The organism is Pseudomonas sp. B21-048 (genome assembly GCF_024748615.1).
Lineage (GTDB): Bacteria > Pseudomonadota > Gammaproteobacteria > Pseudomonadales > Pseudomonadaceae > Aquipseudomonas.
The window spans coordinates 2,164,972-2,178,792 of sequence record NZ_CP087168.1 but is presented as its reverse complement, the minus strand read 5'-3'; the positions used below and the strand labels follow the sequence as shown (position 1 = coordinate 2,178,792).

10 protein-coding genes and 4 pseudogenes are annotated in these 13,821 nt (G+C 58.8%); 3 read left to right on the top strand and 11 right to left on the bottom strand.

What is annotated here, in order from left to right; all coding sequences use genetic code 11:
* The first annotated feature begins 13 nt into the window (after positions 1–13).
* Positions 14–703: an N-acetyltransferase gene (locus LOY56_RS10155; protein WP_258621441.1), complete on the top strand. Its 690-nt coding sequence runs from the start codon at positions 14–16 to the stop codon at positions 701–703.
* 172 nt (positions 704–875) lie between these two features.
* Here LOY56_RS10155 and LOY56_RS10150 read toward each other — a convergent pair whose 3' ends face one another.
* The 8 genes and pseudogenes from LOY56_RS10150 to LOY56_RS10115 form a co-directional block, all read right to left on the bottom strand.
* Entirely contained in the window at positions 876–1,682 is an 807-nt protein-coding gene (locus LOY56_RS10150; protein WP_258621439.1) for a class I SAM-dependent methyltransferase, read from the bottom strand.
* A gap of 93 nt (positions 1,683–1,775) precedes the next feature.
* Positions 1,776–2,681 carry a LysR family transcriptional regulator gene (locus tag LOY56_RS10145; RefSeq protein ID WP_258621437.1) on the bottom strand — a complete coding sequence of 302 codons (906 nt, stop codon included), beginning with the start codon at positions 2,679–2,681 and terminating at the stop codon, positions 1,776–1,778.
* A 134-nt stretch (positions 2,682–2,815) separates the two neighbouring features.
* A pseudogene (locus LOY56_RS10140) lies at positions 2,816–3,229 on the bottom strand (isochorismatase family protein); the annotation flags it as partial.
* Positions 3,211–4,050, bottom strand: a pseudogene (locus tag LOY56_RS10135) (amidohydrolase family protein); the annotation flags it as partial. The pseudogenes LOY56_RS10135 and LOY56_RS10140, both read right to left, overlap by 19 nt.
* Positions 4,051–4,059: 9 nt before the next feature.
* Positions 4,060–4,662 carry an antibiotic biosynthesis monooxygenase gene (locus tag LOY56_RS10130; RefSeq protein WP_258621435.1) on the bottom strand — a complete coding sequence of 201 codons (603 nt, stop codon included), beginning with the start codon at positions 4,660–4,662 and terminating at the stop codon, positions 4,060–4,062.
* Positions 4,655–5,073, bottom strand: a pseudogene (locus tag LOY56_RS10125) (DoxX family protein). The gene LOY56_RS10130 and the pseudogene LOY56_RS10125 overlap by 8 nt, the downstream one beginning before the upstream one ends.
* Positions 5,074–5,307: 234 nt before the next feature.
* Entirely contained in the window at positions 5,308–6,231 is a 924-nt protein-coding gene (locus LOY56_RS10120) for a LysR family transcriptional regulator (RefSeq protein ID WP_258621433.1), read from the bottom strand.
* A 47-nt stretch (positions 6,232–6,278) separates the two neighbouring features.
* Positions 6,279–7,274: an MBL fold metallo-hydrolase gene (locus tag LOY56_RS10115; RefSeq protein WP_258621431.1), complete on the bottom strand. Its 996-nt coding sequence runs from the start codon at positions 7,272–7,274 to the stop codon at positions 6,279–6,281.
* Between the two features lie 194 nt (positions 7,275–7,468).
* On the opposite strand from LOY56_RS10115, the pseudogene LOY56_RS10110 reads away from it, so the two are divergent.
* Positions 7,469–7,759 (top strand): annotated as a pseudogene (locus LOY56_RS10110) (helix-turn-helix transcriptional regulator); the annotation flags it as partial.
* A 33-nt stretch (positions 7,760–7,792) separates the two neighbouring features.
* Here the strand turns inward: LOY56_RS10110 and LOY56_RS10105 are convergent.
* Together LOY56_RS10105 and LOY56_RS10100 are read right to left on the bottom strand one after the other, a co-directional pair.
* Positions 7,793–8,617, bottom strand: a complete 825-nt coding sequence (locus tag LOY56_RS10105; RefSeq protein ID WP_258621430.1) for an alpha/beta fold hydrolase — start codon at positions 8,615–8,617, stop codon at positions 7,793–7,795.
* A 660-nt stretch (positions 8,618–9,277) separates the two neighbouring features.
* Positions 9,278–10,228 (bottom strand): GlxA family transcriptional regulator, encoded by a 951-nt coding sequence (locus tag LOY56_RS10100; RefSeq protein ID WP_258621427.1) that lies wholly within the window; start codon positions 10,226–10,228, stop codon positions 9,278–9,280.
* A 214-nt stretch (positions 10,229–10,442) separates the two neighbouring features.
* On the opposite strand from LOY56_RS10100, the gene LOY56_RS10095 reads away from it, so the two are divergent.
* Positions 10,443–11,165: a pirin family protein gene (locus LOY56_RS10095; RefSeq protein WP_258621425.1), complete on the top strand. Its 723-nt coding sequence runs from the start codon at positions 10,443–10,445 to the stop codon at positions 11,163–11,165.
* 111 nt (positions 11,166–11,276) lie between these two features.
* Here the strand turns inward: LOY56_RS10095 and LOY56_RS10090 are convergent, their stop codons facing one another.
* Positions 11,277–13,088 (bottom strand): ABC transporter ATP-binding protein, encoded by a 1,812-nt coding sequence (locus tag LOY56_RS10090; RefSeq protein ID WP_258621423.1) that lies wholly within the window; start codon positions 13,086–13,088, stop codon positions 11,277–11,279.
* Positions 13,089–13,821 lie beyond the last annotated feature (733 nt).

The window sequence follows — 13,821 nt, the reverse complement described above, 5'->3', positions numbered from 1 at the left end:
CTCGGAGGACTTCATGAGCGCCATCGACAAGCTTCGCGAACGCATCAAACAAAAAGGCCTGCTCCATACGCTCCAGACGCTCTGGAAGCGTTACGTATTCTTCCACCGAGAGCTGTTGTGGCTGGGGCGCGATCTGGTCACCCCGGTGGCACCGCACACATTACGTCCCTATACGGGCTTGCGGCTGGTGACCATTACACCGGAGAACGCGGTGGCGTTCAGCAAGTATTACGGTAACCGCGTCAAGGCCATGGCCGAAATCGCCGCCGAAGGCCATACCGGGCACATGTACGTGGACGAGGAAGGTCACGCGATCGGATTCATTTGGGGCAGCCTCAAGGACTATTTTGACCGGCACTATTACGGCTGCTGGTTCCGGGTCAATCCCGGTGAGTTTTTCCAGTTCGGCGGGGAAATGATCCCTCTCTATTTCGGCTCCAGCCTGTCGGTGGACGCCCAGTTCAAGATCTGGGATGCGATGCGGGTCCAAGGTTGCAACAAGGTCGTGGACGTCTGCGATACCCGCAACATCCAGGCCATGAAAATGCACTTGCGCATGGACTACCAGGAACAAGGGCGCATCACCCACGTCTACGACCTGTTCGGCCGCTTTCGCTTCTTCCGCGAAACCCGCTACAGCGGCTCGCGGCTGACTGAGTTGCGTAAACCGGCGCAGCAGGCGGCGACTGCGGCGCAGGCGTGATTTTGGCTGGTGGGAGCGATTGCCGTTGTTTGATTGAGGACTGTGTCGCCGCCATCGTCGGATTCGCCGCCCGGAGCAAGCTCGCTCCCACATTGGATTGCGCTGAACCTGTGGGAGCGTGGCTGGCCCGCGAAGGCGTCAGACAGCGCAACTCATTTCTAGAATCCGAAACTCAGCGCTTCAGCGCCACCAACGTGTAACACAATGGCAACTGCGCCTTTTGGTGCTGATACCGATCATAGAGTTCTTCGCGATTGGAATGCGGGTACTCCTTGAAATGGCTAATCCGCAACCCTGCCTCAACGGCACCGGTGAAGATGGCCCCCAGGGGGTGGACGAACCAGTAGGATGCCGAGACCTGCTGTTCGACTTTGCCTTCGTAGACGATCGGCTGATTCTGGATGAAAGGTTCGCTGCGAAAATACGAGCTGTCCGGGCGATAGGGATCGGCTGACTCGGGGTCGAACATTTCCAGGAACGGGTGGGTTTCGTACACCACAAGAGCGCCACCAGGTCTGAGGGTTTGCGCGACATGGCGTAAGAATTCGGCGATGTCCGGCATCCAGTTCAATACGCCGATGGTGATCAGCGCCACATCGAAGCGCTGGTGAAGATCAGTCGGCAAGCGATGGATATCAGCCTCGATGAATTCGGGCTCATGGGGCGAACGGGATGCCAGCTCCCGGGCCTGATCGAGAAAGGCCTGCGACTGATCAATGCCCACGACACGACGGGCCCCGAGGGCAAACAGCGAAAGACTTTCGCGCCCGTTGTTGCAGCCCAGTTGCACCACATCCTTGCCATCGACGCCGACCTGTTGGAGCAACCCGGTGAGGGTGTCATCCAGGCAGGAAAAATCGCCATGGCTCACGGCACTCAAACAGGCCGGCCACTCAGGGGTATCTTTGTGGTGTCGGGCGGAGTCATTCCACGCATCGCGATTGCTGGCGATGGCTTTTTCTTTTGTCGGCATTTCCATTGCACACTCCAGAGTTCGGGCCTTTGATTGGCCGGCACGAGTCTGGATCAGCGTCAGGAAAACCACCATTCGAGTTTTGTTGCGATCTTGTAATCACCGGAGGGGCAAACCCTCTTCGCGTTGATTCAACTGCTCACGCAAGAACTCGATCAGCGCCCGCACCGGTCGCGAACCCTGACGATGTTGCGGGTAGACCGCCGACAAGGTCAGCGGCCCGGGGCGAAAATCCTCCAGCACTGGCACCAGTCGGCCGTCCTGCAGGGCGGAACCGACGATGAAGGTCGGCAGGTACGTAATTCCCATGCCGGCGATGGCCGCGTCCTTGAGCAACTCACCGTTGTTGACCCGCATTCGCCCGCTGACATTGACGATCAGCGGCTTGCCCCGTCCCTCGAAACGCCATTGCACCTGACGCCCGTGGCCGTATGGCAGGCAATCGTGGGTGTGCAAATCTTCCGGTTCAAGCGGCGTGCCACGCTCGGCCAGATACGTCGGACTCGCGCAGTACAGCCGCTCGATAGAGGCAATGCGTCGGGCGATCAGCGTAGAGTCTTCCAGCACGCCGATGCGCAATGCCAAATCGTAACCTTCACCGAGCAAGTCCACCGGACGATCGCTCAAGTCGATTTCAACGGCGACGTCGCGATAGCGTTGCAAAAACACGGGTAACAGACTGCCCAAATGCGTGACGGCAAACGACAGCGGCGCACTCAGGCGAATAGTGCCGCGCGGTTCGGTGGTCTGGTCGGCGATGCCCTGCTCCACTTGTTCGACTTCGCTGAGCAGGCGCAGGGCCGATTCGTAATAACTCTGCCCCAGCGGCGTGATGTCCAGCCGTCGGGTCGAACGGTTGAGCAGGCGCACACCAAGGCGCTCTTCCAGTTGCATCAGGCGGCGGCTGACGAACTGCTTGGACAGCCCTAATTGATCGGCTGCCGCCGTGAAGCTGCCAGAGTCCATGACCTGGCAAAAAATACGCATGTCTTCGAACGGGTTCATTGTCGCGCTCTGATTGACAGTCAAACGCTTTATAGCCGTTTTTACCGTTCCCGGCTTCCCAAATCAAAAGATCAAAAGATCAAAAGATCAAAAGATCTTTTAAAGCTGCCGATCGAAACCGGCAGCCGTTCATCTTACTTCGCGGTGAACGTCGTATAGCTGTTGATCAGGTTGCGGTAGTTCGGAATGCGCTGCGATAGCAGGTTGGCCAAGCCTTCCATGTCATTGCGCCAGTCGCCCTGCAGCTCACAGGCCACTGAGAACCAGTTCATCAGTTGTGCACCGGCCGCCGCCATGCGCGCCCAGGAGGCTTGTTGCACGGTCGTGTTGAAGGTGCCGGAGGCGTCGGTGACCACGAACACTTCAAAACCTTCAGCCAGCGCCGACAGGGTCGGGAACGCCACACACACGTCAGTCACTACACCGGCAATGATCAGTTGCTTGCGGCCGGTGGCCTTCACGGCTTTAACGAAGTCTTCGTTGTCCCAGGCGTTGATCTGGCCCGGGCGCGCGATAAACGGCGCGTGCGGGAACTGCTCAAGTTCTGGAAATCGCTGAGTTCTTCCTTGGGCTTCTGCGTGAACAGGTTGTAGGCGATGCGGATGGTCAGTTGCTCGTCCTTGGCCAACTGCTCGATCACCTGATAATCGTCTGGGTAGTTCTGAAAACCGCCGCCGGCATCGATCGCACTGGTCAGGCCGAGGCGATTGAGTTCGCGCATGAACTGGCGGGTCGAGTTGACTTGATATTCCAGCGGCAACTTCGGCCCCTTGGCCAGGGTCGAGTACAGAACCATCGCGTTCGGCCGCGCCACCAGCATCCCGGTCGGGTTGCCGTTGGCATCACGCACAATCTCGCCACCCGGCGGGTTCGGCGTGTCACGGGTGTAACCGGCGACGCGCAACGCGGCGCGGTTGAGCAGCGCACGGTCATATAAGTGCAGTACGAACACCGGGGTGTCCGGTGCCGCCTGATTGAGTTCTTCGAGGGTCGGCATGCGTTTTTCGGCGAACTGGAATTCGTTCCAGCCACCGACCACCCGCACCCACTGCGGCGTCGGCGTGCGGTCGGCCTGATCCTTGAGCATGCGCAGCGCATCGGCCAGCGACGGCACGCCTTCCCAGCGCAGTTCGAGGTTGTAGTTCAAACCGCCACGGATCAGGTGCAGGTGCGAGTCGTTGAGGCCGGGAATGACGCAACGGCCCTTGAGATCAATGACCTGCGTGCCCGAACCACGCAAGGCCATGGCTTCGGCATCGGTGCCCACCGCGACGAAGCGACCGTCGCGGATCGCCACGGCGTTGGCGAGCGGTTTTTCGCGGTCTACGGTATGAAATTGGCCATTGAATAGAATCAGATCGGCGTTCATCGCGTTTCCTTAAGGCTGTGTGGAATGGGACCGGCCGGCTTCCAGCCACGGCGCGAACAGGCGCGTGGCCAGCGGCATAAAGACGTACACCACCGACAGCACAATGGTCAGGGTGATCAGAAACGTGACGACCACGTAGTTGGACAGGAATGCATTGAGCTGCAGCAACGGCCTCCAGAGCAGCGGCACCAGCAAGGTGTGCGGCAGGATCACCAGCAACGTCACCACAGCCTGCTTCCAGCGTGGCGGCGGCGAGCCTTCAGCCAGCGGCGAGAACCAGAATTCATTGACCGGGTTGACCTCGGTCTGGTCGCCGTCGGCGAGCATCGGCGCGGCTTCGTCGACCTGTGCCTGGCGTTGCGGCGAGTCGAGCCAGCGCTGCATCGCCTCGGTGGAGCAAAAACGCAGCACGCAGGTGAACATGTCGAGGCCACCGTTCTTGCCGCGGATCACGTCCACGCCCAAATGTCCTTCCGCGCGCCCCGCTACGCTGACGATGTTGCGCAGCCAGGCTTCATAGGCGGCTTCGAAACCGGCCTTGACCCGGTGCTTGATGATCAGCGTCACGATCTCATCGGACCCCGGCGCTTTTTGAGTTTGGGCTTCAGACATAACGGAGCACTCCGGGCAAACGGACATTGAGCGCCAGCCGTCCCGGCCCGGCGATAAACACACTGGTGAACAGGATCAACAGCAGCCAGCCAAACTGCCCTTCGGCCACGCTCCATTGCGGATGCACAATCAACAGCGCCACCAGCAGCACAAACAGAATAGGCAAGCACGCCAAACGCACCAGTACCCCGGCGACGATCAGCAGCGGGCACAGCACTTCGGCGAAAATCGCCAGGCTCAAGGTGAGGTGGGCACCGAGATGAAAGGGGTCTTCGATCAGTTGCAGCTGGGCGTTGAAGTCCAGCAGCTTGGGCAAGCCGTACACCCGCACAACAGAAACAGCCCGCCGCTAATCCGCAGAAACAGCAGCCCGAAATCTTGAGCCTGTTCATTCCATCGCGAAGTGTTCATGGGCCTACCCTTGATTGATCATTGGCCTTAATAGTGCCGCTGCGGGGTAGGGAAAAATTGAATGTACGTGCTCTCTTTGCTCAACAGGCTGAACGCCGGAACGACACAACACCCTGTGGGAGCGAGCAAGCCCTAATGTCAGTCAGTCAAGCGATAGAACAAGCGATGAGTAACCTGTGGCGAGGGAGCTTGCTCCCTCGCCACAGGTTCAGGTCGGCTGTCAGGCCATAAGAATCACGGGGCCGGTATTTTCAGGGGCTCAGACATGAACTGACTGATACGCGAGCGCAACCAGCGCTCCGCCGGATCGTTGTCGTGCACCCCGCTCCAGGCCATCGACAATTGCGCAGCATCGATAGGGAACGGTGGATCTTCGGCACGCAAGGCACATCCCTCAACCAACGCGCAGGCTGCGTAATCGGGGACAGTGGCGATCATCTCGGTGCCGGCGAGCAACGCGCGTAACCCACTGAATTGCGGCACCCCAAGCACAACGCGTCGTGTGCGCCCGACCTTGGCCAGATCCACATCAATGTTGCCGCTCAGGTCACCGGAAAACGACACCATCGCATGGGGCCGCGCACAGTAATCGTCCAGGGTCAGCGGTTCTGGGCGGTTGTCGCCGCGCAGTACTTTGCACGGGATGTCGCGCAGCGTCTTGCGTTTGGCGTTGGCCGGCAGATCGGTGGTGTAACTGACGCCCACCGAAATTTCCCCGGAGGCTAGTAATGCCGGCATCAGCAGGTAATTGGCGCGGCGTACCACGACCACGATTCCCGGTGCTTCTTCTTGCAGTTGCCGGAGCAACGGTGGGAACAGACCGAACTCGGCATCGTCCGATAGCCCGATGCGAAACACGTCGCAGCTGGTCGTCGGGGCGAATTCCTTGGCGCGGCTGACGGCCCCCGAGATAGTGTCCATTGCCGGTTGCAATTCCTTGAGAATCGCCAGCGCCCGTGCCGTCGGCTCCATCCCGCGACCGTTGCGCAGCAACAACGGATCGTCGAACAAATCACGCAACCGCCCCAGCGCAGCGCTCACCGCCGGCTGGCCCATGAACAGTTTCTCGGCGACCCGGGTCAGGTTCTTTTCGAACATCAAGGCTTCGAAAATCACCAGCAGGTTCATGTCGACGCGGCGCAGATCGTTACGGTTCATGGGCACGGTTCCCTTTTGTGTTCAGCCAGGCGCGAATCTGTCGGACTTTACTCGATCAAAGGCACTTTCGTCGCTCGTTTGTAAGGCCCGTACTCGATGGGCACCCACTGGAAATGCTTGCCCACCGCAGTGATATGGCCGACCCCTGGAAACGGCAAATGCGCCGCCGTGACCCAGATCTTGCTGGCCGCCGCATCGCTGAAAACCTTGGCGCGGCTCTTGATCGCTTGTTGGCTGTCGACATCGAAATGAATCGATACCTCGGGATGCTCGAACTGCACCGCCAGGTTATGCACCAGATCGCCCATGAACAAAATACTCTGGCCCTGGGAATTGAACCGATAGGTGGTACTGCCCGGTGTGTGCCCGGCTTCCAGCTCGGCATCGACGACGCCCGGCACTGGCGACTGCCCGACAGTAAAGGTCTTGAAGCGGCCAGCGGCGATGTACGGCGCGGTGGAGTCCTGGGCGATCTTGAAAAATTCCCTGGCACCGGCCGGCGCCTTGGCCATGGCCTGCGGGTCAAGCCAGTAATCGGCTTCGGCCTTGGCCGCGTAGACCGTTGCGTTGGCGAACACTGGTTTCTGCTGCCCGTCCACCAACCCGCACACATGATCCAGATGCAAGTGGGTGAGCAGGATGGTGTCGACCTGTTCCGGCTGATAACCGGCGGCTTTCATGTTCGCCGACAGCTGACCCGCCGTGGCGCCGATGCACTGCCCCGCCCCTGTGTCGACCAGAATCAGTCGTTTGCCGGTGTTCACCAGAAACGCATTGAACGCGGTTTGCACGCCCGGTGTTTCAATCGAGCGACGCGCCAACAACGCGCGGATCTGGTTTTGGCTCAGGCCGTCGAGCAGTTTGGGCGACAGGTCGTTGTAGCCATCGAACAACGCCGTCACCTCGTAGTCGCCGACCGCGAGCCGGTAATAACCGGGCACCTGAGTGTTCACCTGAGCCGGTGCCTGGGCCAGGCTGGTGCCGGACATCAGCGCCAACGCCAGGCCGAGGCCGCCAAGCATGCAAATGTTGGAATGCTTCATGAGATCACCCTTGATCGAGGTCAGAAAAAGCGGAGCAGCCGAGTCCGCCACAAGAGGTCAATCTTGCACGACCCTGCGCGGGTACGAATTGCAGCGATGTGCTCAGTTGAGGTGTTTTTGCCCTTGGGCCCCGACTGCGCAATTAACAACGTTCAACTCGCAAGCAAAGCCCTCTCGACCAAGAATGAAACCCTCTGCACAGCAGTCATTTTTCCCGTGCGTTCAAGTGCAGCACCGGCCTCTCGCCGCAAGACTGGATTGGCCAGCAACGCATCGTGCGGGCCAAGCAATTGATCCAGAATACAGACCTGACCCTGACGCAAATCAGTCTGGAGTGCGGCTTCTGTGATCAGGCGCATTTTTCCCATATTTTCATCCGCAGCGAAGGCATTACACCGTTCGCCTGGCGTTGCCGGACCGTGCGTGCCCTGCCCTCGCTCAAGCGCAAAAGATCGCAGGCCTGCGGTATACACATAGCCGTGTAAGCGCTGCAGGTGGCTGCGATCTTTTGATTTTGATCAGCCTTTAATGAACGCCAGCAGATCCTCGTTGAGTTGGTCCTTGTGGGTATCGGTCAGGCCGTGGGGCGCCCCCGGGTAGACTTTCAGCGTAGAACCCTTGACCAGTTTCGCCGCAGCGATACCAGCGGCTTCGATCGGCACGACCTGGTCATCGTCGCCATGCACCACCAGGGTCGGCACATCGAACTTCTTCAGGTCTTCGGTGAAGTCGGTTTCGGAGAACGCCTTGATGCAGTCATAGGCATTCTTGTGTCCGGACATCATGCCCTGCAGCCAGAACCAGTCGATCATGCCTTGGGACGGCTTGGCCCCCGGGCGATTGAAGCCAAAGAACGGACCGCTGGCCAGATCCTTGTACAGCTGCGAACGGTCGACCAGGGACGCCTGACGAATGCCATCGAACACTTCCAGCGGCAAGCCGCCGGGGTTGGCCTCGGTCTTGAGCATCAACGGCGGCACCGAGGAAATCAACCCGGCCTTGGCCACGCGACCGGTGCCGTGGCGACCGATGTAGCGCGCCACTTCGCCACCGCCGGTGGAGAAGCCGAACAGGACGGCATCATGCAGATCCAGATGCTCGATCAGTTGCGCCAGGTCATCGGCGTAAGTGTCCATCTCATTGCCGGACCATGGCTGGCTCGAACGACCGTGACCACGGCGATCATGGGCGATGACCCGGTACCCTTTGGAGGCCAGGAAGATCATCTGCGACTCCCAGCTGTCGGCGTTCAATGGCCAACCGTGGCTGAAGACGATCGGCTGACCGCTGCCCCAATCCTTGTAGTAAATCTCGGTGCCGTCTCGGGAGGTAAAGGTGCTCATCGTGATGTTTCCTCATGCAGGTTTTTTTGCGGCGGTTAATAAGAGGTGCGGGCCATTCGTTCGGCCAGGCGTGCCACGCGTTCGCCCAAATGCGCGGCAGTGCGGCGATCTTCGGGCGGTGGTGCAAGGTCGCTCCACACCCTGCCCCACGGCTTCGGCCATGACTCAGGTGTGCCCGTAGCCGCTGTGATAGACCACCACCACGTTGCTCATTCCGGCGCCTCCAGAAATGTTCATCCTTTTTGCGGTACGCTTTTTGTTGCAGGAAGGAGTGTGCCTTCGGTGGTACTTGAAGAATTGGATTTTTGAGCGTAGACCGGGCGCAGGACGAGTTAAACGTTGTTAGTTTTCAACAGTGCTCCCACAGACTCGGTTACCCCTGCGCCAGCGCCGCGCCCAATAAATACGAGGCGATGAGATTGAGGGGAATGCATCAGCCGCTGTGCGCCGCCGACAGTTGCTCGAGGCTGCATTGCGCTGCCGAAAGAACCTGAGGAGCATCCCCGGATACCACGTGCGACATCCATGCCTCCCTCCATCCAGGCTCCCGCTGCTCCATAACAAAGAGTTCACGGGTATCTTGGCAGGCATGGGTGGCGGTACAACGGCCGTGGGAGGAGCGTCACGGCCATCACGATGCGCGCAACGGACGAGGAAGCGCTAGCTGAACTGTTCGCGGTACTGGGTGGGGGTCAGACCGAGCTTTTCACTGAACAGAAAACGCATGTGCCGCACGCTGCCAAAGCCACTTTTATAGGCCACGGTCTTGAGCGGCAGGTCACCGGTTTCCAGCAGGTTCCTGGCGCGGTCGATGCGCGCACTTTGCAGAAATTCCATCGGCGTCATGTTCACTTCCCGGGTGAAAACCCTGGCGAAGTGCCGCGCACTCATGTTCACCAGGCTGGCCATGCGTTCGATGCTGAAGGCTTCATCGAGGTGTTCGAGCACATGGTTCTGCACCCGGGTGATCGGTGTTTCATGGGGGGCCACTGCCGCCGTCAACGGACTGAACTGCGCTTGCCCACCCTGGCGTTTCATCACCACCAGCAACACTTTGGCGACGTCCTGGGCGACTTTTTTGCCATGGTCCTGGGCAACCACCGCCAACGCCAGGTCGATGCCTGCGGTAACACCGCCGGAGGTGATGAGATTGCGGTCCTGCACGTAAATCTGATCGGTCTCGACAGTGGCCTTGGGAAAGCCTTTGATCAGGCGTTCGGTGTAATGCCAGTGAGTGGTCACGCGATAGCCGTCCAATAACCCGGCATGCCCGAGCACGAACGCGCCGGTGCAAATCGAGCCATAACGGTTCGCCCGGGTGACGGCGCCCTGAAGCCAGCCGAGCAGCGACGGATGTTTTTCGTTGTAGGCTCCCGGCCCGCCCGGCACCAGCAACACGTCATAGCGCCCGTTTGCCTGATCAATATGCAGATCGGCCTGAACGTTGACGCCGTTTGAGGCGCGCAATGCGCCATGCTCGGTGCCGATGGTCAACAACTCGTAATGGTCGCCCGCTTGCAGATAACGATTGGCGATGGAAAACACCTCCATGGGACCGGCCATGTCGAGCAGAAGAAAGTCGGGGAACAGCACCATTGCCACGGTTTTCATGGATTGGACATCACTGATATCAGGGGAAGAGGGAACATAGGCTCAGCACTGAGCATTATGGCCAAATGTAACAACAAGGATACGTGAACTCGCGCGCAAAACTGTCAACCTGAGAGAGACAGTATTTCAATTTCCACCTACTTATTGCACTCAACGGTAAACATTAACCTTCTCCTCTTTCGGACGAATTCCCGTCCTGACAGGAAATTTCATCATGCTGACCCTTCGTAAAGCTTCGGATCGCGGCGCGGCCAATCACGGTTGGTTGAAGTCGTTCCATACCTTCTCCTTCGCCAATTACCGCAACCCGCGTGAGCAGGGTTTTTCTGATCTTCTGGTGATCAACGACGACCGCGTGGCCGCCGGTAAAGGCTTTGGCCAGCACCCGCACCGCGACATGGAGATTTTCTCCTATGTGCTCGAAGGCGCGCTGGAACACAAGGACACCTTGGGCACCGGTTCGGTGATCCGCCCCGGTGACGTGCAATTGATGAGTGCCGGCAGCGGTGTCGCGCACAGTGAATACAATCACTCATCGACACGCCCGGTGCACTTCCTGCAAATCTGGATCGTGCCGGAGGTTAGCGGCGCCAAACCGCGCTACCAGCAAGAGCACTTCAGCACGCAGAAAAAACGTGGACGGTTACAGTTGATCATCTCCCCTGACGGGGCCAACGGTTCGCTGAAAGTCCGGCAGGATGCGCGGGTATATGCCGGCCTGATCGACGGCCCGGAAAGCGCCACGCTGGAACTGTCTGCCAATCGCTATGCCTACGTGCATGTCGCGCACGGCAGTGTCGAGTTGAACGGCATGCCATTGCAGGAAGGCGATGGTGTGCGAGTTCGCGAAGAACAGGTACTGACGTTGAGCAATGGCGTGGATGCCGAGGTGCTGGTGTTTGATTTGCGGCCGCAAGAATTGCCGCAAATGCCGTGAAGCGCCACACCTTGTGGCGAGGGGGCTTGTCCCCTCGCCACATTAGTCCGTATCACCAGGCACAAAAAACGGCCCGCTGGCCGGCACAAATCCCCTGTGGGAATTGAGGCGCTAACGATAACCACGGGCCTGCACGTTAAATAACTGTGCATAGCGCCCACCTGCCGCGACCAGGCTGTCGTGATCACCTCGCTCAAGGATCACCCCCTGGTCGAGCACGATGATGTGGTCGGCATTGCGCACGCTGGAAAACCGGTGAGAAATCAGCAATGTCATGCGGCCTTCGGTGTGTTGACTGAAATGCTCGAACACCGCCGCTTCCGCCGCCGGGTCCAGGGCCGAAGTCGGCTCATCCAGGATCAGGATATCGGCGTCGCGGCGCATGTAGGCGCGAGACAAGGCGACCTTTTGCCATTGCCCACCGGACAGCTCCTGTCCACCGGCAAACCACCGACCCAGTTGCGTGGCGTAACCGCGATCCAGACGCTCGATGAAGGGCGCAGCCATACCCTCGGCGGCCGCTTGCTGCCAACGCACTTCATCGTTGAACGCCAGGGTATCGCCCACGCCAATGTTCTCGCCCACAGAGAACTGATAGCGAATGTAATCCTGGAAAATCACCCCGATGCGCCGTCTCAGCGCCTCTTCGTCCCAAGACTGCAAATCGCTGCCGTCCAGTAAAATACGACCCTGATCGGGGCAATACAGCCGAGTCAGCAACTTGATCAGCGTGGTTTTGCCCGAACCGTTTTCTCCCACCAGCGCAACGCTGTGCCCGGGCAGCAGGTGCAGATCGATTCCTTGCAAAGCGGGGCAGCTCGCCCCCGGATAACGGAAACCGACGTTCTCGAAACGCAAACCATCGTCGGGCACCGCGCCAACGGTCAACGTTCCGCTATCGGCAATAACCGGCTCGGCCAAATATTCATGGAGGCTCGACAGGTAAAGGCCATCTTCGTAGAGACCGCTGATCGCGCTCAGGCTGCTGCTCACGGCGGCCTGCCCCTGCTTGAACAGCACCAGGTACATGGTCATCTGCCCCAGGCTGATGTTGCCGTGAACGCTATCGACCACGACCCAGGCATAGGCCAGATAAAACGCAGCAGTACCCAGCAGCCCCAGCACAAAACCCCAGCCGTCGCGACGCAGCGTCAGGCGCCGGTCTTCGGCGTAAAGACGAGCAAACGTGTCCCTATAACGTTGCAACAGCAGCGGCGCGAAGCCGAACAGTTTTACCTCTTTGATGTAACCCTCATGGGAAAGCAGTGTTTCGATGTAATTCTGCTGTCGACTCTCCGGTGCCCGGCGCGTGAATAGTCGAAAGGCATCCCCGGAAAAGTGCGCTTCGGCAAAGAACACCGGCAATGCCCCCACGACCAGCAACACCAGCGCCCACGGCGAAAAATGCACCAGTAATACGCCGAAGCTGATCAGCACGATGAGGTTCTGGATCAGCCCCAGCGACTTCATTACCAGCGCCAGCGGCCGTGTCGATGCTTCGCGTCGCACCCGTACCAGCTTGTCGTAGAACTCGGAATTCTCGAATTGCACCAACGATAACGTCTGGGCCTTCTCCAGAATCAGCGTGTTGACCTTCTGCCCCAACTGCACCCGCAACAACGATTGCTGAACCGACAGTGCGCGTTGCGTCCCGGACAACAGCGCCAGCACGCCCGCTTCAAACAGCACATACCGCACAACCGGCCACAACGGCGCAATGCCCTGCTGGGCGTGCAATTGCATGGCAGTGACCACGGCGTCGACAATCCGCTGTCCCAACCAGGCCGCCAACGCCGGCAGGACACCGGCAATCAGCGTCGCCACTACCAGCCCCAGAAACAGCCCACGAGACGTTCCCCAGACCAGCAACAAGGCCTGCCTCGCCTGATCGAGCAGAGAGACGAAACGGGTAAAAACAGGCATAGGGCATTGGACCTGGTGGCTGATATCAGAGAAACACGACAGCTTTCAAAAGTGGAATGCGCATCCACGCTAGGTTTTCTTTACGGAGGAAGGCGATAAACCTCGCCTGCGCCTTGAGAAAACACCTAGAAAATACCACTGCTCGCCACGTTTGGCGCTTTGTCAGGGGAATCAATACCCATCGGGATTCGAGCTCCCTGATTTGCTCACTCCATGACTGGGAGCAACACATGAAAATCAATCCCTACCTGATCTTCAACGGCGACCGCAAGGCTGCAGTGGTCTAATTTCCCCGGACACCTCGACAGTGGAAAATGCATCTGTCCGGAACGAGTTGATCGATACACGCCGCCTTCACCGCCTACGCCCAAAGCCTGCCAGGCCAGATCATTCCTACACGTCTACAGGTCGCGGACCCGGCAAGGGGCGTCAGTTTCGAAATGGGTCGAGTCGATTTGACGTGGCATGGATAATACGGATCAGCAACTGGCCATCTCCCCAGTTAGTCCATAAAACTACTGGCTCTTTAATGGCTCATTAATGGCTCTTTAATATCAGTTTTTTGATTTTTGATTCAATAACCAAACAGAATAACAACTCATCCACAAATTCAGCTTTCGGCATAAATATTACGAATATCATACTGAATCAGTCAACTAATATAGTGCCCAATCTCCTTGCCCCAAAAAGAGGCGATCAATGTACGGCTTGCCTCTCGAACACGCACCCTATC